Annotated in this window: 20 protein-coding genes; 3 read left to right on the forward strand and 17 right to left on the reverse strand. The window is 63.1% G+C overall.

The window, feature by feature from the left end:
• Window positions 1-433: 433 nt before the first annotated feature.
• From GBB11_RS01585 to GBB11_RS01595, 3 genes are all read right to left on the reverse strand, one after another.
• Window positions 434-2,671, reverse strand: a complete 2,238-nt coding sequence (locus tag GBB11_RS01585) for a polyribonucleotide nucleotidyltransferase (protein WP_151548763.1) — start codon at window positions 2,669-2,671, stop codon at window positions 434-436.
• A gap of 186 nt (window positions 2,672-2,857) precedes the next feature.
• Entirely contained in the window at window positions 2,858-3,127 is a 270-nt protein-coding gene (rpsO, locus tag GBB11_RS01590; protein ID WP_151528566.1) for a 30S ribosomal protein S15, read from the reverse strand.
• A 114-nt stretch (window positions 3,128-3,241) separates the two neighbouring features.
• Window positions 3,242-4,216, reverse strand: coding sequence for a bifunctional riboflavin kinase/FAD synthetase (locus GBB11_RS01595; protein ID WP_151548764.1), 975 nt, complete (start codon window positions 4,214-4,216; stop codon window positions 3,242-3,244).
• 32 nt (window positions 4,217-4,248) lie between these two features.
• On the opposite strand from GBB11_RS01595, the gene truB reads away from it, so the two are divergent.
• Window positions 4,249-5,190: a tRNA pseudouridine(55) synthase TruB gene (truB, locus tag GBB11_RS01600; RefSeq protein WP_151548765.1), complete on the forward strand. Its 942-nt coding sequence runs from the start codon at window positions 4,249-4,251 to the stop codon at window positions 5,188-5,190.
• Between the two features lie 16 nt (window positions 5,191-5,206).
• Here the strand turns inward: truB and GBB11_RS01605 are convergent, their stop codons facing one another.
• The 9 genes from GBB11_RS01605 to rimP form a co-directional block, all read right to left on the reverse strand.
• Window positions 5,207-5,866 (reverse strand): 4'-phosphopantetheinyl transferase, encoded by a 660-nt coding sequence (locus tag GBB11_RS01605; protein WP_151548766.1) that lies wholly within the window; start codon window positions 5,864-5,866, stop codon window positions 5,207-5,209.
• Entirely contained in the window at window positions 5,856-6,662 is an 807-nt protein-coding gene (locus GBB11_RS01610; RefSeq protein ID WP_151548767.1) for a metallophosphoesterase, read from the reverse strand. The genes GBB11_RS01605 and GBB11_RS01610 overlap by 11 nt, the downstream gene beginning before the upstream one ends.
• Before the next feature lie 64 nt (window positions 6,663-6,726).
• Entirely contained in the window at window positions 6,727-8,007 is a 1,281-nt protein-coding gene (locus tag GBB11_RS01615) for an MATE family efflux transporter (protein WP_225979114.1), read from the reverse strand.
• A 110-nt stretch (window positions 8,008-8,117) separates the two neighbouring features.
• The gene (locus tag GBB11_RS01620) at window positions 8,118-9,188 is read right to left on the reverse strand and encodes a bifunctional oligoribonuclease/PAP phosphatase NrnA (RefSeq protein ID WP_151548769.1); all 1,071 of its coding nucleotides are present in this window, start codon (window positions 9,186-9,188) and stop codon (window positions 8,118-8,120) included.
• Window positions 9,189-9,191: 3 nt separating this feature from the next.
• Window positions 9,192-9,626 (reverse strand): 30S ribosome-binding factor RbfA, encoded by a 435-nt coding sequence (gene rbfA, locus GBB11_RS01625; protein ID WP_151548770.1) that lies wholly within the window; start codon window positions 9,624-9,626, stop codon window positions 9,192-9,194.
• 195 nt (window positions 9,627-9,821) lie between these two features.
• Window positions 9,822-12,755, reverse strand: a complete 2,934-nt coding sequence (gene infB, locus GBB11_RS01630) for a translation initiation factor IF-2 (protein WP_151548771.1) — start codon at window positions 12,753-12,755, stop codon at window positions 9,822-9,824.
• 138 nt (window positions 12,756-12,893) lie between these two features.
• Window positions 12,894-13,241, reverse strand: coding sequence for a YlxR family protein (locus GBB11_RS01635; RefSeq protein ID WP_151548772.1), 348 nt, complete (start codon window positions 13,239-13,241; stop codon window positions 12,894-12,896).
• Between the two features lie 335 nt (window positions 13,242-13,576).
• Window positions 13,577-14,569 (reverse strand): transcription termination factor NusA, encoded by a 993-nt coding sequence (nusA, locus tag GBB11_RS01640; RefSeq protein ID WP_151528556.1) that lies wholly within the window; start codon window positions 14,567-14,569, stop codon window positions 13,577-13,579.
• Window positions 14,566-15,177, reverse strand: coding sequence for a ribosome maturation factor RimP (gene rimP / locus GBB11_RS01645; RefSeq protein ID WP_151548773.1), 612 nt, complete (start codon window positions 15,175-15,177; stop codon window positions 14,566-14,568). The genes nusA and rimP overlap by 4 nt, the downstream gene beginning before the upstream one ends.
• A gap of 31 nt (window positions 15,178-15,208) precedes the next feature.
• Here rimP and GBB11_RS01650 point away from each other — a divergent pair, with 31 nt between their 5' ends.
• A complete protein-coding gene (locus GBB11_RS01650) occupies window positions 15,209-16,108 on the forward strand; it encodes a hypothetical protein (protein ID WP_192796291.1) in 900 nt (299 codons plus the stop codon).
• Between the two features lie 123 nt (window positions 16,109-16,231).
• Here the strand turns inward: GBB11_RS01650 and GBB11_RS01655 are convergent, their stop codons facing one another.
• From GBB11_RS01655 to GBB11_RS01670, 4 genes are all read right to left on the reverse strand, one after another.
• Complete coding sequence (locus tag GBB11_RS01655; RefSeq protein ID WP_151528553.1) at window positions 16,232-16,411, reverse strand: antitoxin; 180 nt, start codon at window positions 16,409-16,411, stop codon at window positions 16,232-16,234.
• A 187-nt stretch (window positions 16,412-16,598) separates the two neighbouring features.
• On the reverse strand, window positions 16,599-17,255 hold the full coding sequence (locus GBB11_RS01660; protein ID WP_151548775.1) for an LPXTG cell wall anchor domain-containing protein: 657 nt from the start codon (window positions 17,253-17,255) through the stop codon (window positions 16,599-16,601).
• A gap of 205 nt (window positions 17,256-17,460) precedes the next feature.
• The gene (gene nagB / locus GBB11_RS01665; protein ID WP_151548776.1) at window positions 17,461-18,237 is read right to left on the reverse strand and encodes a glucosamine-6-phosphate deaminase; all 777 of its coding nucleotides are present in this window, start codon (window positions 18,235-18,237) and stop codon (window positions 17,461-17,463) included.
• A gap of 272 nt (window positions 18,238-18,509) precedes the next feature.
• The gene (locus tag GBB11_RS01670; RefSeq protein ID WP_151548777.1) at window positions 18,510-20,276 is read right to left on the reverse strand and encodes a proline--tRNA ligase; all 1,767 of its coding nucleotides are present in this window, start codon (window positions 20,274-20,276) and stop codon (window positions 18,510-18,512) included.
• Between the two features lie 32 nt (window positions 20,277-20,308).
• Between GBB11_RS01670 and yaaA the strand changes: the two genes are divergently transcribed.
• Entirely contained in the window at window positions 20,309-21,043 is a 735-nt protein-coding gene (gene yaaA / locus GBB11_RS01675) for a peroxide stress protein YaaA (protein WP_151548778.1), read from the forward strand.
• Here yaaA and cobA read toward each other — a convergent pair.
• On the reverse strand, window positions 21,040-21,774 hold the full coding sequence (gene cobA, locus GBB11_RS01680) for a uroporphyrinogen-III C-methyltransferase (protein ID WP_151548779.1): 735 nt from the start codon (window positions 21,772-21,774) through the stop codon (window positions 21,040-21,042). The genes yaaA and cobA overlap by 4 nt on opposite strands.
• Between the last annotated feature and the right edge of the window lie 8 nt (window positions 21,775-21,782).

Consider the following 21,782-nt stretch of genomic DNA (forward strand, 5'->3'; position numbering starts at 1 on the left):
AATCAACAGCCTGTGAGTATGTGTGCTTCTGCACTCATGTTACGCCCACTTTTATCGAAATGAACACCATTAGTTCACGGCCATCTGAGAGCCCATGTTCCATTCTCACACCTTCTTATAAGCCCTGACCTGCACGATAAGGGAGACATTTACGCACATCAAACCCAACATCAGACGACCTACCTGACCAGTTCGTGGCTAAGCTCACAGCCACAAATTCTCCACATCCCTCATGTGGGGTTGCTTGGGGTAACGATCAGAGAGTGCAGCCACTCGGGCGTGGTTATATCCTCTCGATTACTGGTCTTATGAACGCCTATTCTCCGCCTCCAGCGGGCAGACATACGCAACGCCCCACAGAACACACTTGGGCGTTCTGCGGGGCGTTGCTGGCAGTACTACACACCCGAGAGTCGGGCGCGCGGATAAGAGACTAGCTCTCCTCGACGGGGATCAAAGAGATCTTGCCGCGATTGTCGATATCGGCGATCTCCACCTGGAGCTTGTCGCCCACATTGACTTCGTCCTCAACCTTCTCGATACGCTTCTTGCCACCGAGTTTCGAGATGTGCACCAGACCGTCACGGCCCGGCAGCAGAGAAACGAAAGCACCGAAGGGGGTGGTTTTGACCACGGTGCCGAGGTAGCGCTCGCCCACCTTGGGCAGCTGCGGGTTCGCAATGGCGTTGATCTTCTCAATCGCCTGCTCCGCGGCCTCACCGGAGGTGGCGGAGATAAACACCGTACCGTCTTCCTCGATGGAGACGTCTGCACCGGTGTCCTCGGTGATCGAGTTAATCGTCTTGCCCTTCGGCCCGATGATCTCGCCGATCTTGGACTGCGGCACCTTCACAGAGGTGATACGCGGTGCGTAATCGCTCATCTCATCGGGCTCGTCGATCACATCGGCCATCGTGTCGAGGATGGTCAAGCGCGCGTCGCGAGCCTGGGAGAGGGCGTCGGCAAGCACAGTGGAAGGAATACCATCCAGCTTGGTGTCGAGCTGCAGCGCGGTGACGAAGTCGGCGGTGCCGGCCACCTTGAAGTCCATATCGCCGAAGGCATCCTCGGCACCGAGGATATCGGTGAGTGCCACATACTCGGTGGAGCCCTTAACCTCGCCGGAGACCAGCCCCATGGCGATACCCGCGACGGGTGCCTTCAAGGGCACACCAGCGTTGAGCAACGAGAGCGTGGACGCACACACCGAGCCCATGGAGGTCGAGCCGTTGGAGCCGAGTGCCTCGGAGACCTGACGGATGGTGTAGGGGAAATCCTCGCGGGAGGGGATCACCGGGATCAGGGCACGCTCAGCCAGCGCACCGTGGCCGATCTCGCGGCGCTTCGGGGAGCCCACGCGACCGGTCTCGCCGGTGGAATAGGGCGGGAAGTTGTAGTGGTGGATATAGCGCTTGGAGGTGGTGGGAGTCAGCGAATCGATCTGCTGCTCCATCTTCAGCATGTCCAGAGTGGTCACGCCGAGGATCTGGGTTTCGCCACGCTCGAAGAGGGCGGAGCCATGGGCGCGCGGGATCAGATCCACCTCCACGCTGAGGTCACGGATGTCGGTGACATCGCGGCCATCGATGCGGAAGTGCTCGGCCAGGATGCGCTGGCGCACGATCTGCTTCATCACCGCGTTATAGGCGGCGCGGATCTCCTTCTCCTGATCCTCGAAGCGCTCGCTCAGCTGCTCCTCGATCTCTTCCATGTGCTCATTGGTGGCCTCGTCGCGCTCCTGCTTACCGGAGATGGTGAGCAGCTTGTTGAGCTTCTTGGCGGCCTTCTTCTCCACGGCCTCGAAGATCTCCTCGGAGTACGGCGGGAAGAGCGGGAACTCCTGGGTGTCCTTGGCGGTCTCCTTCGCCAGCGCCTCCTGGGCGCGGCAGAGAACGTCAATGAAGGGCTTGGCGGCCTCGAGGCCCTCGGCCACAACCTGCTCGGTGGGGGCCGGAGCACCATCGTTGATGCGCTCGACCACGTTCTCCGTGGCGCCGGCTTCCACCATCATCACGGCCACATCGTCGACATTCTTGCGTCCCTGCTTGCGGGTGACGCGACGGCCAGCAACCACCAACTCGAACACAGCGGAGTTGTGCTGCTCATGGGTGGGGAATGCCACCCATTGGCCCTTGGGATGGTCCTCGTCCACAACGAGAGCCATACGCACGCCGCCCACGGCACCGGAGACCGGCAGACCGGAGAGCTGGGTGGCAGCAGAAGCGGCGTTGATAGCCACCACGTCGTACATATCCTGCGGGTTCACCGACAGCACGGTGACCACAATCTGTACCTCATTGCGCAGGCCCTTGACGAAGGTCGGGCGCAGCGGCCGGTCAATCAGACGGCAGGCCAAGATGGCCTCGGTGGAGGGGCGGCCCTCACGACGGAAGAAGGAACCGGGGATGCGACCTGCGGCGTACATGCGCTCTTCCACATCCACGGTCAGCGGGAAGAAGTCGAAACCTTCACGCGGCTGATTGGATGCGGTGGAGGTGGCCAGCATCATGGTTTCTTCATCGAGATACGCGGTCACGGAACCATCAGCTTGGCGGGCAAGCTGTCCTGTTTCGAGCCGGATCTCGCGGGTACCGAAGTCGCCATTATCGATGGTGGCAACTGCTTCGATGATTCCGAAGTCGGTGTCTTTATTAACGAATACGTCGCGCATGTGTGCTTGCGAACTCCTCTTATAACTAAAAATGGAGGCGGTCATCGGTGCCGCCTGAGTGGGTGTCTATAACGGTGACTTAGTCTAGCAGTTCCGCAGCACACGGCGCATAAAAAACACCACCGTCTCGACGCAGAGGACGAGAGGTGGTGAGATGAGGCGGCAATCGCCTCAGATACACGACGCTTAGCGACGCAGCCCCAGACGAGAGATCAGGTCACGGTAGCGATCGATGTTGGTGCGCTGCAGGTACTGCAGCAGACCCTTACGACGACCAACGAGCAGCAGCAGACCACGACGGGAGTGGTGATCGTGCTTGTGGCTCTTCAGGTGCTCGGTGAGGTTGCGGATGCGGTAGGTGAGCAGGGCAACCTGAGCCTCGGGAGAACCGGTATCGGTCTCGTGCAGACCGTACTCGTTCAGGATTTCTTTCTTCTTTGCGGTATCCAATGCCATGAGGGGATCCTCCAAAAATATTTCAGTCCGCAGTAAAAACAGGCACCGCCCTCCCAGTAGGAAGCCGGTGGGCGTGACTGTTGCAGACCACAGTCACAACCAACCCGAGAAATTTTAGCAGTCGATAGGTTCGGAAACAATTGCACGGGTGGCGGCCACGTCCGAACGAATGGCAGCGAGCAGGTCCTCAACACCGTTGAATTTCTCCATGCCGCGCACAAACTCCACAAACTCCACCCGCACCTGATGGCCGTAGAGATCCGCCTCGCGGTCGAGCACGAACGTTTCAACGCTGCGGCGCGGATCCTCGAAGGTGGGGTTATTTCCCACCGAGATCGCCGCGGGGTAGCGCACCCCGCACCGCATATCACCGGGAGTGGGAGTGGAGTCCAGCACGGTGAAATACCCGGCATAGACGCCATCGCCAGGCAGGGCTTGGCTGGGCGGGAAGTAGAGATTCGCGGTGGGAAATCCCAGTTCCCTGCCGCCGCGACCGGCACCGCGTACTACCTCGCCCTGTACCGCGAAGGGGCGAGTCAACGCCGCGTTGGCCTCGCGAATCTCGCCGCGCTCGAGCATCCCGCGGATACGGGTGGAGGAGATCGGCAGACCCGCTTCATTTAAGAGAGGCAAGACCGCCACCTCGACGCCGTATTTCTCCCCGAGCTCGCGCAGCGTGTCGGTGGTGCCGGCGGCCTTATGGCCAAAGGTGAAGTTCTCCCCTACCACCACGGCCTTCGCGCCGAGCTTGTCGACGAGCACGGTGGTGAAAAACTCCTCTGGCGACAGGTGCGCGAGGGAGGCGTCGAAACGCAGCGCCAGCAGATGGTCGATATTCAGCGCTGCTGCGATCTCGGCACGGTCATACACAGTGCCGAGCAACGGCGGCATCTTATCTGGGCGCACCACGGCCAGCGGATGCGGATCAAAGGTCACGAGCACAGAGGGCACGCCGTTCTCCCCGGCAAGAGCAGCGGCGCGGCGGAGCAAGGTTTGATGTCCGCTGTGAATGCCATCAAAAACTCCGATGGTGACCACGGAGGCGTCGAGCTGTGCGGGGACGTTATCCAGACCATGCCAAATATTCACAAGTGTATAGGGTACGGCATAGGCTAATACGCATGTCTTTCCCCCAAGAGAAGATCCCCTCCCCCGCTCAGCTGGCCGCCGCCGCAGACCCCCTCGCCACCTCGGGGCTGGTCGTGGTGGACAAGCCTCAGGGCATGACCTCCCACGATGTGGTGGGCCGACTGCGGCGGATCTTCGGCACCCGCAAAGTAGGCCATGCCGGCACTCTTGACCCGATGGCTACTGGGGTGTTGGTGGCCGGTATTGAACGCGGCACCAAATTCCTCGCGCATCTCGTGGCGGACACCAAAACCTATGCCGCCACCATCCGCTTAGGCGCCTCTACCACCACCGATGACGCCGAGGGCGATATTCTCACCCAGCACGATGCCTCCGCTATCAGCGATGAACAGATTCACGACGGTATCGCGCAACTTCGCGGGGAGATTATGCAGCGCCCCTCCTCCGTCTCGGCGATCAAGATCAATGGCCGCCGCGCCCACGAGCTAGTGCGGGAGGGAATCGACGTAGAGATTCCTGAACGACGCGTCACTATCTACTCTTTCGCGGTTCATTCCATCGAGCGCCACGATAGCTGGGTGGATATCCGCTGCTCGGTGCACTGCTCCTCGGGTACCTATATCCGCTCCCTCGCCCGCGACCTCGGGGCCGGACTCGGCGTGGGTGGCCACCTCACGACACTGCGTCGCAGCGCTGTTGGCCCCTTCACCCTCGACCACGCCCGCACCCTGGACCAGCTCGAGGATAAGCCCGAGCTGTCCTTGAGCCTGGACCAGGCCATGGCCGTGAGCTTTCCCCCGCTGCCGCTGAGTGCAGCGGAGGCGCGGGATGTGAGCATGGGGAAATGGCTCACCCCGCGCGGGATCAGCGGCGTGCACGCGGCAATGGCCCCGGATGGTCGCGCAGTTGCCCTACTCAAAGAAAAGGGCTCGCGCTTATCGACGGTATTCGTCGCCCGCCCCTCGACCCTCTAGCGCAGCTCGTTTGCAGCTAGACCACGGCGATGGCGGCGATAATAAAGCCCTCGCGGATCTCCCAGCGGCCCGTCATGAAGGGCACCGGCGTGGGGCGGGCCAGGAGATAGGAGATGAAGGTGCCATCGCTGCGCACATCGATCTCAGCTTGATCGAAGTCGAGCCAGCGATGCGTCAGCGGAAACCACGCCTTATACGTGGCCTCCTTGGCGCAAAAGAGCAGACGGTCGGCACAGGGAATGCCTTGGGATTCCAGCTCATCGAGTTGGGGTAGCTCACTAGGGCGGGCGATGGAGCTGAGTACTCCCCGCGGCAAAGACGCTGCGGGTTCGGCATCAAGGCCCATGGACTTCACCACCAGCCGCGGCGCCACCACCGCAGCGCGCAGCCCATCGGTATGCGTCATAGATCCAGAGACCGCCGCCGGCCACAAGGGCACGCCGCGCTCGCCGCGCAGGATCGGCGCCCCAGAGTCGCGCCCGAGCTTCTTCAGCGCTTGGTGGGCGCACCAGCGCGCATCACCGAACTCCGCCTTCCGTACCGTCACGGCGTGCGCCACCAAGGCCTGCTCGAGGGGGTGGAGCTCGTGGTATCGGCTCAGATCGGCGCTGCTGCGATCCACTTGCATGGAACAAAATTGGGCGGCCGCGGGGAAGAGATCGGGGCTACATTGCATCCGCGTCCACCTCCAGCACCGGATAGGGCCACGGCGCGCTGGCGGGACGGTTTTTCCACTCGCGCGGATATCCCAGCGAGGTTTCGATATGAGGGATGCCGTCGACCACCGTTTCCCCAGGCAGGTGCAGGTGACCGTAGATCACCTTCTCCGCGCGATAACGCACCGGCCAGGTGCGGGTATGGATCGTGCCGCACCACAGTGAGATCTCCGGCCAGGCCACCTGGTTGAGCGGCTCGATCACCAGCGGCCAGTGATTGATCAAGATGGTGGGGCCGGTGACGCGGCTGAGTCTTTTAACCGAGTAGGCCAATCGGTCCCAGCACCACGCGCGGATATCCACGAAGGGGGCAATGGCGAACTCATCGGTGAGCATCACCTGATTGTCCCGGGCGCGCTGCACCGCCTCCTCGGCGGTGAGCCCCGGCTGGCGGAAGGTGTAATCGTAGAGCGTAAAAAGCGGCGCGATGGTGCGACCGGCGAAGACGGGATAGGGATCCTCGGGGGTGAAAATATCGCGGGCGCGGCAGCCGGCCACCAGCTCGGCGTATTTCTCGCGGCCCACCACGGCATCGGTCGAGCGGCAAAACAGCTCGTGATTACCTGGCGCCCAGATCACCTCTTCAAAGCGCTCCTTGAGCTGCTCAAGGACAGCCAGAATATCGGGGGTGCGTTCGGCCACATCCCCGCCGACGATGAGCCAGTCGCTGGGACTCGTGGGCTGGATGCGCGCGATCATCTCCGCATTGGCTTTGACCGCGGCGTGCAGATCCGAGACAGCCCACAGGGTGGTCATTGCCGCACCATCGCCTTTCTCCGCACCGGATCGCTACTCACTCGGGGTCGCTTGTATCCCCACACTATACGGCGTTATTGGCCCACTTCATGGACGTGAAACGCCAGAGCACAGCGACCATGCGGATGAAGATGAAGGCCAAGAGCCCGCACCACACGCCGGTGAGTCCGGCCTCGAAAAACAGCGAGAGCCACACGCCTGGCAAAAAGCCCAGCACCACAGAGGCGATGGTGGCATTGCGCAAATACACCGCATCGGCGGCACCCAGCAGCACCCCGTCGAGCGCGAAGACCACACCGCCGCCGATAATCATGAGGATCAGAATCCACCACGGCCATTCCATGGCGGCAAGCACGCTGGCGTCCTGGGTGAATAGCCGCGGAATGAAGCGGAATCCGAGCGCAAAGAGCCCCGCCAATACTGCGGCCACAGCGGTGGAGTACAGCACCACCAGCCGCCCCACTCCCCTAGCTCGGTAGACCGAGCCCATGCCGAGGGCGGCGCCGGTCAGGGTTTGGGCGGCGATCGCCAGCGAGTCGAGAACCAGGGTGAGGAAGTTCCACAGCTGCATCATCACCTGGTGCGCGGCGAGGGAGGCCTCGCCGAAGCGGGCGGCGACCCCAGCGGCGGAGAGAAACGCCACCTGGAAGGACAAGGAGCGAATAATGAGATCTCGCCCCAGCACCAGCTGGTGCCGGATTACCTGCGGGCGCAGCGCCCAAGAGCCCTCGTGGGAGCGAACCAGGGCGAGCAGGAAGCAGGCGGAGGTGAGCGCCAAACCGGTGAGATTGGCCCACGCCGAGCCCACGAAGCCATAGGCGTGGACCAATATCGGCACGAGAATCGCGGCGGGGATCACGCCGGTGAGGGTGAACCAGAGCGGCGCGGTGGTGTTCTGGATGCCGCGCAGCCACCCATTGCCGGCCATGGTGATTAATAGCAGCGGGATACCGAAGCTAGCGATGCGTAGCCAGAGCGTGGCCTCGGCGGCCACCGACTCGCTGCTCGAGAGCCAGAGCGTAAACCAGGGGGAGCCGAAGAACATGATGGCGGCCAGCGCCGAGCCGACCAGCAGCGCCACCCAGGTGGCCTGTACCCCTTCAGCGACCGCTTCCTTCTTTTTTCCCGCCCCATAGAGCCGGGCGGCGCGGGCGGTGGTGCCATAAGAGAGGAAGGTCAGCTGGGTGGTGACCACGGAAAAGAGCGTGGTGGCGGCGCCGAGCGCGGCCAATTCGGTTTTGCCCAGCCGGCCCACGACCGCGGTATCGAGCAGCAAGTACAGCGGTGTCGCGGCGAGCACGCCCAGGGCGGGCAGCGCCAGCGCCAACACTGTACGGATACTCACCTTGCCTGCGGCGGCGAGGCGTTCATGCTCCTCGGCGTCAGCCGGGGCATCCTCCCCTGCCGCGGCGCGGGTGGAGTCGGTGCATTCGGGGGAATCGGTGGAGTCCAGGCTCACTGCAGTAGATAATCCTTCATCAGCGTCCAACAATCTTCTTCGGTGCCGGTCATGCTCAGCCCAGCGGCGTGGATGTGGCCTCCGCCGCCGTGACGGCGCGCCAGCGCAGCCACATCAATCTGCTCCGAGCGCAGAGAGAGGTTCCATCTGCCGGGCTGTTGTTCTTTGGCCACCACACACACCGCAGCATCCTCGAGGGCGTGCAGCAGCGTCACAGCGCGTTCCGCCACGAAGGGCGGAACCGTACTCAGCTGCGCATAGGGTGCGATGAGAATGGCGGCCCGACCCAGCGGAGTGTCCACGGCCTCAACCCCCGCCAGCAGCCTGCCGAGCATCTGGGTTTCTGCCACGGTGGAGCGATCCATGAGATCCGCGGTGATCGTTCCCGTATCGATCCCACTTTCGGCCAGCGCGGCGGCGAGCAGCAGCCGCGAGGTGGCATCCTCGTTGCCACTCCACGCGAAACCCCCAGTATCGGTGACCAGCCCCGCATAGAGGGCATGGGCCAGCGACTCGTTGAGTTCCACACCCGCCCGCTGGGCGAGAAGCCAGATCACGGCGGTGGTGGAATCGGCTCGGGGAGCAATAAGGTTCACGCCCTGCACCCCAGGGTTATGCTCGTGGTGATCTATCATGACCCGCGCCCAGTCGCCGGCAGCGATCTGCTCGGCATAGCGGCCGGCACGGTGCAGATCGCCGCAATCGACGACCACCACGCAGTCCGAATCCGCGGCGATAGGCCCCTCCCAAGAGATATCCGCGCACCGCGGAATGCTGCTGAGGTTGCGCGCTACCCCGCCGAGGTGGTCAATATAGCCGCGCGCCCGCGCCCCTAAAGCCTCGGCCAGCTGCATGAGTGCAGACACCGAACCAACGGCATCGGCATCCGGGCGCACATGCCCCACCACGGCCACGGATCGAGCAGAGCGCAGTGCAGCGATCGCTGCATCCAGGTCCTGGACGCGGAAGTCACTATCGCGCACACCCAACCGGGCTGGGCTGAGCATCGCGGCAGCAGATGTGGTGGCGGGAGGTGGCGTCGATAAGCGCGGGCGCGGGGAGGACACCTTTTACTCCTCGGCCTCGCGGTAGGGGTTCTCGCCACCAGCATAGTTTTTGCCCTCGGAGAGCTTGTGCAGCTCCTCGTCGCGCTGGCGGGCCTTGGCCAATAGCGCCTCCAGGTGGGCGCTCGCCTCAGGTACCGTGTCGAGCTCGAAGGACAGACGCGGGGTAAAACGCACGCTCAGGGCATCGCCGACGTATTTGCGCAGCTGGCCGCGGGCGCTCTCGAGGGCGGCGGCAGCCTCCTCGTGATCCGGCTCGGTGTCGATGGTGGCGCCACGGACCGTGTAAAACACCGTGACGTCGTGCAGATCGCCGGTCATGCGGCAATCGGTGATGGTGACATACTGCAGCCGCGGATCCTTGATGCGGAATTCAATCGAGTCAGCAACAATCGTGAGAATTCGCTTCGCCATCCGGCCGGCGCGTTGCTTATCAGCCATGGTGATTACTCCCTTTCTTCGTTGTGTATGTTTCCCGCTCCGCCTTGCGATGCGGCGGTGGCGGGAGACCCCGTTATTCTATCGTGCCGCCTGGACACCGTGACGACGAGCGGCGGCACGCCAACAGCCCTGCCGCCAAAGAAAGCGACAGGGCTGTGTACGGCGCATACTCACCGGTGGCGAGTAAGCGGGATCTTAGGTGCGGGGCACCTCGACCTCTTCGAATACCTCGATGATGTCATCGACCTGGATGTCCGGGTAGGACAGCACCATACCGCACTCGTAGCCGGCGGCGACCTCGGTGACATCGTCCTTCTCGCGGCGCAGCGACTCGATGGTGGCCTTGTCGGTCACCACGTTGCCGTCGCGGATCAGGCGCACCTTGGCGTTGCGACGCACCTTGCCGGATTCCACCATGCAGCCTGCGATGAGGCCCACGGAGGATGCCTTGAACAGCTGGCGGATCTCCGCACGACCGACCTCGCGCTCCTCGTAGATCGGCTTGAGCATGCCGCGTAGGGCTGCCTCCACCTCTTCCAGAGCACGGTAGATGACGGTGTAGTAGCGGATGTCCACGCCTTCGGCGTTGGCTTCCTCGGTGGCCTTGCCTTCGGAACGCACGTTGAAGGCGATGATCACGGCGTTGGACGCGGCAGCCAGCGACACGTTGGTCTGGGTGACAGCACCCACACCGCGGTCGATGATCTCCAGCTGGACTTCGTCGTCCACCTCGATCTTCAGCAGGGCGTCTTCCAGAGCCTCCACCGAACCGGCGTTGTCGCCCTTCAGGATCAGGTTGAGGGTGTTGGTTTCCTTCAGCACCGCATCCAGATCCTCGAGGGAGATGCGCTTCTTCGCACGGGCCTGCATGGCATTACGACGACGGGCGTTACGGCGGTCAGCGATCTGACGTGCCATGCGGTCATCATCGACCACCAGCAGGTTATCGCCGGCACCGGGCACAGAGTTCAAACCCTGCACCTGCACGGGGCGAGACGGACCGGCCTCTTCCACGTCGTTGCCGTACTCGTCCACCATGCGGCGCACACGACCATAGGCGTCGCCAGCCACGATGGAATCGCCCACGCGGAGGGTACCGCGCTGCACGATCACGGTAGCCACCGGGCCGCGGCCGCGGTCCAGGTGCGCCTCGATGGCCACACCCTGGGCATCCATGTTCGGGTTCGCGGTGAGCTCCAGGGAGGCGTCTGCGGTGAGCAGCACGGCCTCGAGCAGTCCGTCAATATTGGTGGCCTGCTTCGCGGAGATGTCCACGAACATGGTCTCTCCGCCGTAGTCTTCCGGAACCAAACCGTATTCGGTGAGCTGGCCGCGGATCTTCTCCGGGTTTGCGCCCGGCTTATCGATCTTGTTCACGGCAACCACGATCGGCACATCAGCAGCCTTGGCGTGGTTGATGGCCTCCACGGTCTGGGGCATCACGCCGTCATCCGCAGCAACCACCAGAATGGCGATATCGGTGGAGCTAGCACCACGAGCACGCATGGCGGTGAACGCCTCGTGACCCGGGGTATCCAGCAAGGTCACCGTGCGATCCTGGCCCTCGGCCTCAACATCGACCTGGTAGGCGCCGATGCCCTGGGTGATGCCACCGGCCTCACGACGGGCTTCATTGGACTGACGGATCGTGTCCAACAGGCGGGTCTTACCGTGGTCGACGTGACCCATGACGGTGACCACCGGTGGGCGCTTCTCCAGCAGGGAATCATCGCCCTCGTCCTCACCGAACTGCAAGTCGAAAGACTCGAGAAGCTCACGGTCCTCATCCTCCGGGGAGACGACCTCAACCTTGTAGTTGATCTCCTCACCCAGCAGCTGCAGAGTCTCATCGGAGACAGAGGCCGTAGCGGTCACGATCTCGCCTAGGTTGAACAATGCCTGCACCAGCGAGGACGCATCGGCACCGATCTTCTCGGCGAAGTCGGACAGCGAGGCGCCGCGGGCCAGACGCAGGGTCTTGCCGCCGCCATCGGGCAACCGCACGCCACCAACGACGTTCGGTGCCTTCATTGCCTCGTACTCATTGCGCTTCTGCCGCTTCGACTTGCGGCCCTTGCGCGGTGCGCCACCGGGACGACCGAACGCGCCTGCGGTACCGCCGCGACGGCCACCGCGTCCGCGGAAACCACCGGGACCACCGGGACCACCGGGACCACCATGGCCGCCACGGCCACGGCCGCCACCGCGGTTACCCGCAGCGGAACGCGAAGGCATCTGACCGGGGCTCGGGTGGTTCGGCATCATCGCCGGGGTGGGGCGGCGACCGCCACCCTGACGCTCCTGACCGCCCTGCTGCTGGCCGCGGGGCTTTCCACGACCCGGCTTGGCTCCCGGCTTTGCACCGGGCTTGCCGCCACCCTGGCCCTGACCCTGCTGGCCCTGGCCACCACGGTGTCCACCCGGGCGCGGAGCCGGGGCGTTCGTGCCCGTGGAGAATGGATTATTGGCTACGCGCGGCGCACGGCCACCCGGCTTCGGGCCGGGCTTGGGGCGCGGACGCGGCTTCGGCATAGCGGAGTCGGCAGCAGGCTTTTGCTGCGCAGCTGCGTCCTCGCCGCCCTTGGTGTCGTTCTGTGCGTCCTGCGCAGCCTGGAAGCTGGGCTTGGGAGCGCCGCTGGCAGCCGGCTTCTCCGCCGCAGCAGGCTTCTCCTCGCCGGGGGTCGGCGAAGGCTTCGCAGCCGGCTTTGCACCGGACTTGGCGGCAGGCTTTGCACCGGGCTTCTTGGCGCTTGTCGACGCCGCCGCAGCCGGCTTCGGAGCCTTCTCGGCAGCCGTGTCAGCGGGCTTGTCCGCGGCCTTCTGGTTAGCGCCTGGCTTGGCAGCCGGCTTTGCACCTGGCTTGGCGGCAGGCTTTGCACCGGGCTTCGCGGCGCTTGTCGATGCCGCCGCAGCCGGCTTCGCGGGCTTCTCGGCGGGCTTGTCGGCCTCGGCGCCGGAGTCGGCGTTCTGCGCTGCGTAGTGCGCGCGCATCTTCTTGATCACCGGCGGCTCGATTGTCGACGATGCGGTCTTTACAAATTCGCCCTGCTCTTTGAGCGTGGCGAGTAGGTCTTTGCTCTTGATACCGAGCTCTTTCGCGAGCTCATGTACTCGTAGCTTTCCTGGCACTTCTCTCCTCGTGGTTTGTGCAGAGGCGAGCGGCCGGGAAAGTGTTCTTCACTAGGGGGTGAAGTGTGTCTTTCTTAGGGCCTGCTGCCTCTACGGTTGTGTGTGGACGTTCATCGCTGATGCTTCATCGTGTGCTCATCAGTGTTCGAATCTTCCTTCTGTGTCATCCCGCTTCTCACATTGGCTTTGTGGGGATCCTTTCGGTTCCCCGAGCGATGCAATGTAGGTGCGAACGGGTTGTGTATCCACCGAGGCGGATACCCGTAGGGCGCGCGCAAAGCTGCGCCGCTTGCAGGCGAGCTCATAATGAGCCAATGAGGGTTGAATCCACGCCCCTCTCCCCGGCAAGACAGCCGCGGGATCGGCAATGATGCGGGAGGCATCGGCGGGATCAACAACCACGCGCAGTAACTCAGACGCGGGAAACAGGCGACGGCTAGCAATGCACATCCGCTGTGGGGTGTGTGCTGCGTTCGACTGCGTCATCCGGCCCTTTCTTGTGACTGCTGCGATGGTTAGCTCCTCTGAGCTCTGCTTCTCACGTTCCGTGCGGCGATCCGGTTTTTGGGCACAAAAACCCACCGGCTGTCACCACACGTTTGTGAGCCGAGAACAAGTGTACGCGAAAGCAGCCGAAATGTTTAACAGAACCTTAAGGCGGCCCCATGTTCAGCTGTGGCTGTTTCACATATGCCGCTGGATTGTGGGGCTCGCAGTGGGCTCGCAGTGGATTGGCGCTGCTGCTCTGCCGCCGCCGAGCCAGCCGTATTCATCGCAGGCTCAGTCGGCGAACACGGCGCGCCGCTCTAGGCCTTCGCCCGCTATTCCGCATCCGAGTGGATATCAATCTTCCACCCGGTCAGGCGCGCGGCGAGGCGAGCGTTTTGGCCTTCGCGGCCGATAGCCAAGGAGAGCTGATAGTCCGGCACCACGACCCGGGCGATCTGGTTTTCCAGATCGGTGATCTCCACGGAGACCACCTTGGACGGGGCCAGCGCATTGCCCACGTAGTGCTGGGGATCCTCCGAGTAATCGATGATGTCGATCTTTTCCCCGCCCAGTGCCTTCATGATGTTGTTCACGCGCTGGCCGCGCGGACCGATGCAGGCGCCCTTGGCGTTGAGTCCCTTAACGGTGCCACGCACCGCCACCTTGGAGCGGTGGCCTGCCTCGCGGGCGATGCTGACGATCTCCACGGCGCCGTCCTCGACCTCGGGGATCTCCAGCTCGAAGAGCTTACGCACCAGTTCAGGGTGGGTGCGCGAGAGGTTGATCTGCACGGCACGCGGCCCCTTGGACACGCCCACCACAAAGCTCTTGACTCGATCGCCGTGCTTGAGGTTTTCACCTGGGATTTGCTCGGCGGGGATGAGGATACCGTCGTGGCCATCGGCCTCGGTGCCCAGCTGTACCACCACGATGCCCTTTTCATTGGCGCGCGCATCGGCCTGCACCACACCGGAGATGACGGTGCCCTCGAAGCGGGTGTACTCGTCAAAGACGCGGTTGGCCTCTGCCTCGCGCAGCCGCGCCACAATGGCATTGCGTACGGCTAGGGCGGCGGTGCGGTTGAAGTTCGCAGGGGTGTCATCGCGTTCGGACAGGACGGTGCCGTCCTCGTCACGTTCAGTGAGGATCACTGCTACCTTGCCGCTTGCAGTATCGATGTCCACCCGAGCCTGTGTGGACTCGTCCATGGGATAGTTCTGCCGGTAGGTCTCGAGCAGAGCGTCGGCAATCGTCGACAGCAATTCCGAAACCGCAATTCCCTTGTCCTTTTCGATGGCGCTGAGCGCCTGGACATCAATGTTCACTTGTGATCCTCTCGCCACTGCAGGGCATCTTCATACGACATATCGGCAAGTTCCGCCTCGGCACCAGGAGCCTTGGCGAACTCAATTTCTACCACCGCGCGATCAATATCGCCCAATCCTAGCGCGTGCACCTCGAGCTCACCTGCTTTCTTGCCGGCCTTTTTCGCCTGCTTCGCGGATAGCTTGGAGATCACGATCACCGAGTCCTGCTCTGCCGACAACGCGCCCACGCGTCCCCGCAGCTGCACATCACCCTGGGTGATGCTGATGAGTCGCCCGCGGTTGCGGTGCCAGTGGCGCGGAGTCGTCAAGGGCCGATCCACTCCTGGGGTGGACACCTCGAGGGTGTATTCCTGGGCGCCGAAGGACATCTCCCCTGCCTCCTCGGCCGCGTCAAAGGCCGCAGAGAACTCGCCAGCGGCGACCTCCACCGCCTCGAGGCTGGGCACCTCGGCCTCCATGCCGGCGCTGTCGGCGGCGTCCACGATGATCGCGATCACGGACTTGGCGCCAGCGCGGTTAATCTTGATCTCCTCCACAGCCATCCCGTGGGCGTGGGCTACTGGAGAAATAAGTGAGTGAAGTGCATCTTTAGAGGGAAAAGCCATGCTCGCAAGCATACAGGTATGCTTCTTAGCCATGAATCGTATGAGCCGCAGGCAGTTTCTTCTCGCTACCTCAGCCCTGTGGGCTGGGGCGACACTGGCCTCGTGCGCTCCTTATCGCTCTGTTGATCAGGGCCTTAAGGAGCTAGCTATCGGGGCGGAGGCTGATGCGGAGGCACAACCGCCGATCGCCGAGATGCGCCATACTCACGCCAGCATGCTCGTGGAGGAAAATAACCGCCGCTGCGGCATCGACGAGCAGGGATCCTCGCCCGAGCGCTGCTCTGTGGAGGCGCTGGATGCGGATGCGATTGCGGAGCGTGCCGCCACAGTCTCTGCCGAGCTGTCCACAGCCGTGGCTGATTCCGCCCGCGCCACGTTCGACGCGGTGTCCACGATCGAATCCGACTCGTGGATGGTCCTCGCCAGCATTTACGCCGATCTAAGCACTCGGCTCTACGAGGAGGATCCGGACAAGGCGAAGGATATGCTGCGGCTCGACGTCATCGCGGCCGAGGATGTGGCGTTGAGTAAACAAGAAAAGTCGGCCCTGCTGGAGATGATCGCCTTCCACGAGGCCGCGATCTATGGCCTCGGCACGGCAGAGGCGTTTGCCGATAATCAGCAACACGCCCAGCTTTTTGCGGACTTGGGTACCGATCACCGCATGATTGCGGTGGCGCTCACCCAGATCGCGGCCGCCAATGGTCTCCAGCCCGAAACGGCCCCGACGAGTTATCAGATGGAGGGCTATGAGCAGATGAGCGATGCCGCCAGCGCCGATATTTTTGTGCGCCAGCTCTGCGATAATGCCCGCGGGATGTGGGATCATTTCCTTCTCGAGGCCTCGCATTCCACTGCCGCGCAGTGCGCCGCGCAGGCCATTGCCCAAGTGTCCGTGCAGTCCCATCGGGCGGCCGCGATCGGGATCTAGGCCAAGGCTTATCGACGCCTCCCCCACCCCTGATCCCCGCGGTTGCCCGCACAACTGTGGGCAGATACACGACAGCCACCATCCTGCATCACTGCGGGATGGTGGCTGTCGTGCGCTAAGGGTTTAGTTCTCACCCTCGGTGGAGCCCTCGAACTTCTTGTCGATGGCGTCGCGGGCCTTGTCTACCTTGTCGGAGTGCTCGTTGCCGAGCTTATCCTTGGCCACCTGCTCGCCCTTGTCGAGAACGTCCTTGCGCTTGTCGTCGTCGCTCAGGAATTCCTTTGCCTTATCCATGATTCCCATGAAGTTTCACACCTTTCGATTGTTGTGATTCGTATTTACTCGCACAATGCTAACGAATTTGGGGTGCGGGCGCGTAACTAGCCCCCGCGCCCAGTCGTGCCATGAGAACCTCACGCGGCCACGCCGCTCCACTGCTGAGAGCGCGGGGCGGCGTGGCCGGTGGTGAAACGAGTTGGCGGAATAACTCTTAGGAGGCGCGGCGGCGCAGTGCTACCAGGCCGGCGCCGGCAGCGGCGATGACGAGGCCGCCGAGCGTCACCATGCCGACATTGGCACCGGTGTTGGCCAAGGCTGGGCCAGAGTGGGACTCATGGTTGTGATGACCGTGCTGATCCTTGTGGTTGTGCTCGTTCATCGGAGCCGGAGCGGTCGAGGACTCGTGCATGTGCGAGTGATCATCGTGCATCTCCCCCTTGCCGTCTTTATCGGCCGCATCGCCGTGATCGTGGCCATCGGCATCGGCGTGGTCAGCGTGATCGGCATCGTCGTGGCCCTCAGCGTCAACGTGATCGCCGTGGTCCTCGCCATCGGCATCGTCGTTAGCGTCAGTGCTGCCAGAGTCGGTGTCAGTGCTGCCAGAGTCGGTGTCAGTGCTGCCGTCGTTGTCGCCTTCCTCAGCAGCGCTGCCGTTAGCATCTCCGTCGTACTCGCCGCCGGTGGCAGGCTGGTTAGTGCTATCGGAGGAGGACGAGGAGGACTCGCTAGAGGTCGACTGGTCAGCGTCGCCTTCTTCGGCGGCGGCGATACCGCCGGAGAGCATCAGGCCCGAGGCAGCGAAGGCTGCCATGCCGACACGCAGGCTACGGCCGACGGTGGTGCTGCGAGAGAGGGAATTCAGAGACATAAATAGCGTCTTTCTTATCAACGTAGCTGGCTGTCTCGGGAGGTAGATCGAGTGCACGCTACGGGGTTGGGTGGAGACAATGGGTTCAGCAGCGTGAGCGGTACCGATACAGCACCGCTCCAGTGCAGAAACTCCTAGTGTGCAATGTTAGTTTTGCTGCCAAACCTACACAAGAGCATTGGCCCCAAACAGGGGCCGATATGTACTAGTTGGTGCGGGCGCGACGCTGCTTCTCGGCCGCGATATAAAACTCGCGATCGCCGAGCTGTGCCGCGGCCTCGCTATCGACGATGACGGTGCAATTCGGGTGGAACTGCAAAATGCTGGCTGGGCAGTGCGCCGTCACGGGTCCCTCCACCATCGCGGCCACTGCCTCTGCCTTGGAGGCGCCGGTCGCGAGCAACACCGGACGCTGGGCAGCACGGATCGTGGCTAGGCCTTGGGTGATGGCCTCCACGGGGACCTCCTCTTCGGAGGAGAAGAAGCGGGCGTTATCGCGCACGGTCTGCGGGTGCAGGATCACGCGATGGGTCGGAGAGTCGAAGGCGGAGCCGGGCTCATTAAAGCCAATGTGCCCGTCCGAGCCGATGCCCAGCAGCTGCAATTGCACCTCGCCAGCACGCACTGCAGCCTCGTAGCGGGCGGCTTCCTCCGCGATGGACTCGGCTTGACCATTGGGGCTAAAGACGCGCGAATCATCGATGTCTACGTGCTCGGCGAATTCTCGCCGGATGGTGCGGTGGTAGCTATTTTCGTCAGAGCGATCGATACCGATGTATTCATCGAGCATGTAGACACTCACATCGGCAAAACTGATCTCGCCCGCCTGGTGGCGAGCAATGAGCTCCTTGTAGGTGGCAATAGGGGTCGAACCGGTGGCCAGCCCGATGGAAACCTTCCCCTTGCCCTGCACGGTGTCGGCAATCATGTCGGCAGCGATGGTGGCAACCTCAGCAGGGGACTCGGTGATAATTACGCGCATAGCGTCCCTTTCTTATCTACGCGCGCCGGCATCCCCAGTCTTCATCCGCGGTAGCAGTGACCACGAATAGGATGGCCGCGGCGCGCGGCCTCACTGTGTGCTGAGGATCTCCGCTCCCCTGCCCCGCTTGCGCCTGCGAGCGCCGCCCGCGACAGCGATATGAATAGATCAAGGGTGGCATGGGAAGAGATCCCATGCCACCCACATTACACACTCATCAGACGTCGTATTTACGCAGGAGGCTGTCTCATTTCCTCGCGGCCTTGTGCCCTCTAACGACGCCCCTGCGTGACCAGCTCGACGAGATGATCAACCACCTCGTCCACGGCGATATTCTCTGCCTCGCTACCGCGCGGCCGCACCTCGATGGTGCCCTCCTTGTAGCCACGACCCACCACGGCCATGAAGGGCATACCCAACAGCTCGGCATCCTTAAACTTCACGCCAGCGCCAATCTTGGGGCGGTCATCGAAGAGCACATCAATACCCCGCGCCGACAACTCCTCGGCGAGTTTATCCGCGGCCTCTGCCGCCTCGGCATCCTTGTTGGCGATCACCACATGCACCTCGTACGGGGCCACAGACACAGGCCATTTCAGGCCCTTCTCATCGTGTGTCTGCTCGGCGATCACAGCAAGTAGGCGGGACACGCCCACGCCATAGGAGCCCATCGTGGGCACCGCGCGCTTGCCATTCTCATCCAAAATCTGCACATCGAACGCCTCGGTGTATTTGCGGCCCAGCTGGAAGATGTGCCCGATCTCGATACCGCGCTCGAGGGTGAGCACGCCCATTCCCTCCGGCGCGGGGTCGCCCTCGCGCACCTCGGCTGCCTCCACGTAGGCATCCACCTCGAAGTCACGCCCCACCGTCATGTTCACGCTGTGGTGGCCCGCGACATCGCCGCCGGTGATCCATGAGGTGCCGCGCACGACGCGCGGATCGGCGTACACGCTCAGTTCATGCTCATTGAGCGCGCGCGGGCCCACATAGCCCTTCACCAAAAACTGGTTGTGCGCAAAGTCCTTGTCCTCGGCGAGCTCCACTTCGGCAGGCTCGAAGCTGGCGGCCAGGCGACCCATGTCCACCTCGCGGTCGCCGGGCAGGACCACGCCCGCGAGGCGGGGTTTCTCGGCGCCGGGGTCAGTCACGCGCACCACGATGCACTTGAGGGTATCGCTGGCCTCCACCGCGCGGCCCTCAATAGTGACGCCCTGTGTATTCGCCCACTCCACGAGCGCGGCGATCGTGGTCGCGCCAGGAGTTTCGTGATCCTCGGCGGCGGGGGCTGCCGCGGGATCACGTTCCTCCCCGGCCGGGGTCACCACGGCCTCGACATTGGCGGCATAGTCGCCCTCGGTGGCGCAGACAAAGGTGTCCTCGCCGGTGGGGCTGATAGCAAGGAACTCCTCGGAGGCCGAGCCGCCCATCGCGCCGGAGGTCGCAGCACAAATCACATACTCCACACCCAGGCGGTCGAAAATGTTTTGATACGCCTGGCGGTGCAGCTGATAGGACTCCTCAAGCCCAGCATCATCCATGTTGAAGGAGTAGGAATCCTTCATAATGAACTCGCGCCCGCGCAGGATACCGGCGCGGGGACGCTCCTCATCGCGATACTTGGTCTGCACCTGATAAAGGATGACGGGGAAATCCTTATAGGAGCTGTACATGTCCTTAACCGCGAGGGTGAACATCTCCTCGTGGGTCGGCCCGAGCAGCATGTCCGCGCCCTTGCGGTCCTTCAAGCGGAAGACGTTATCGCCGTATTCGGTCCACCGGTTGGACTGCTCATAGGGCCCGCGGGGCAGCAGGCCGGGGAAGCGCAGCTCCTGAGCGCCGATGGCGTTCATCTCCTCGCGCACAACCTTTTCGATCTTGTCCAGCGCGCGCACTCCGAGCGGCAGCATGGAGTAGATGCCCGGCGCATTGCGTCGGAGGTATCCGGCGCGCACCAAAAGCTTGTGGCTAGGAACTTCAGCGTCGGCGGGATCATCGCGCAACGTGCGCAAAAAGAGCTGAGACAAGCGTGTAATCATGGTGCCCGATCTTACTAGCTACACTCAAGGGCGTGCTCATTGTGCTCCCACCCTCTGAAACCAAGTCCTTTGGCGGCGATGGCGCGCCGCTGTCGCTCGATTCCCTCGGCTTCCCCGAACTGACTCCCCTGCGCCAGCAAATTATCGATGATCTGCGCGCTCTTGACGCTGCGGAGGCACGCGAGGCGCTGAAGTTGAAAAACAACTTTGATGAGGAGTTCGCCGCTAATCAGCAGCTGTGGACCTCCCCCACCACCCCAGCGCTGAGTCGCTACACGGGGGTGCTTTTCGACGCCCTCTCCCCGGCCACTCTCCCCCACGACCGGTGGAGCCAACTGGCTGTGGGCTCAGCACTCTTCGGCGTCGTGCGGGGACAGGATCTCATCCCCCATTACCGGCTGTCTGCGGGCACGAAGGTGCCGCGTCAGGAGGATCCCGCCGCCGCTGCACCAACGATGAAAAAGCGCTGGGGTGCAGCCATCACCGAGGCTCTGTCCGGCGTGGAGGGATTGGTGCTGGACTTCCGCTCGGGGGCGTATCAGAATCTTGGTCCGCTCTCCTCTGCGGCTACCGTGCGCGTGGAAACCACCGCGGGCAAGGTTGTGAGCCACTTCAATAAGCATTACAAGGGCGAACTGGCCCGCGTGCTCTGCCTGCACGATGCGGAGCCGGAGACCCTCGATGAGGTAATCGAGATCGCCCAGGGCGCTGGTCTTTCTATTAGCCTCAGCAGCCCGACGCAGCTCACGCTCGTGGTGGATCGCTAGGCGTTCGGCAGGGTGAGTCCTGCCACCTCGCCGATCACCAGCACTGCGGGCGGAGCAATGCCGTCCTCGCGGATAGAGGCGCCCAGCGTCGCGAGCGTGCAGCGCAGCACTTTTTGCTCAGCGGTCGTGCCTTCTTGAATTACGGCTGCGGGGGTCTCGGGGCTGCGGCCATCGGCCATCAATCGCTCCGCGATGACCCCGGAATTTTTCACGCCCATAATCACCACGAGGGTGCCGCCGGTGTGCGCCAGTGCCGTCCAATCGTTGAGCGAGTTGGGGTTATCGGGGGCGAGATGCCCCGAGATCACGGTGAAGGAATGCACCATCCCGCGCTGCGTCACGGGGATATCGGCGGCGGCCGGAACAGCGATGGCGCTGGTTACGCCCGGCACAACGGTGCACGCGATACCAGCTTCGGCACAGGCCTGTGCCTCTTCGAAACCGCGGCCAAACACATAAGGGTCGCCGCCTTTGAGCCGCGCCACCTTCTTCCCGGCACGGGCGTGGGTCACCAGCAGCTCATTGGTTTTTTCTTGGGCTACTTGCCGGCCATAGGGCAGCTTCGAGACGTCGATGATCTCTTTGGTCGAGACATCGCAGAGTTTGTCCAATTCGGCGCTTGGACCGAGGTGATCGGTGAGGATCACATCGGCCTCTTGCAGGGCATGCATGCCGCGCACCGTAATCAGATCCCACGCTCCGGGTCCGCCACCAATCAGAGTCACTGTCATGAATTGTG

The sequence above is a fragment of the Corynebacterium sp. 74A genome (assembly GCF_008930665.1).
Taxonomy (GTDB): domain Bacteria; phylum Actinomycetota; class Actinomycetes; order Mycobacteriales; family Mycobacteriaceae; genus Corynebacterium; species Corynebacterium megadyptis.

Excerpts from the sequence above, each read along its gene's own strand:
- GBB11_RS01585 (WP_151548763.1), bottom strand. The coding sequence starts at position 2,671 with ATGCGCGACGTATTCGTTAATAAAGACACCGACTTCGGAATCATCGAA.
- rpsO (WP_151528566.1), bottom strand. The coding sequence starts at position 3,127 with ATGGCATTGGATACCGCAAAGAAGAAAGAAATCCTGAACGAGTACGGT.
- truB (WP_151548765.1), top strand. The coding sequence starts at position 4,249 with ATGTCTTTCCCCCAAGAGAAGATCCCCTCCCCCGCTCAGCTGGCCGCC.
- GBB11_RS01605 (WP_151548766.1), bottom strand. The coding sequence starts at position 5,866 with ATGCAATGTAGCCCCGATCTCTTCCCCGCGGCCGCCCAATTTTGTTCC.
- GBB11_RS01610 (WP_151548767.1), bottom strand. The coding sequence starts at position 6,662 with ATGACCACCCTGTGGGCTGTCTCGGATCTGCACGCCGCGGTCAAAGCC.
- rbfA (WP_151548770.1), bottom strand. The coding sequence starts at position 9,626 with ATGGCTGATAAGCAACGCGCCGGCCGGATGGCGAAGCGAATTCTCACG.
- GBB11_RS01635 (WP_151548772.1), bottom strand. The coding sequence starts at position 13,241 with ATGACGCAGTCGAACGCAGCACACACCCCACAGCGGATGTGCATTGCT.
- rimP (WP_151548773.1), bottom strand. The coding sequence starts at position 15,177 with ATGGCTTTTCCCTCTAAAGATGCACTTCACTCACTTATTTCTCCAGTA.
- GBB11_RS01650 (WP_192796291.1), top strand. The coding sequence starts at position 15,209 with ATGAATCGTATGAGCCGCAGGCAGTTTCTTCTCGCTACCTCAGCCCTG.
- GBB11_RS01655 (WP_151528553.1), bottom strand. The coding sequence starts at position 16,411 with ATGGGAATCATGGATAAGGCAAAGGAATTCCTGAGCGACGACGACAAG.
- GBB11_RS01660 (WP_151548775.1), bottom strand. The coding sequence starts at position 17,255 with ATGTCTCTGAATTCCCTCTCTCGCAGCACCACCGTCGGCCGTAGCCTG.
- nagB (WP_151548776.1), bottom strand. The coding sequence starts at position 18,237 with ATGCGCGTAATTATCACCGAGTCCCCTGCTGAGGTTGCCACCATCGCT.
- GBB11_RS01670 (WP_151548777.1), bottom strand. The coding sequence starts at position 20,276 with ATGATTACACGCTTGTCTCAGCTCTTTTTGCGCACGTTGCGCGATGAT.
- cobA (WP_151548779.1), bottom strand. The coding sequence starts at position 21,774 with ATGACAGTGACTCTGATTGGTGGCGGACCCGGAGCGTGGGATCTGATT.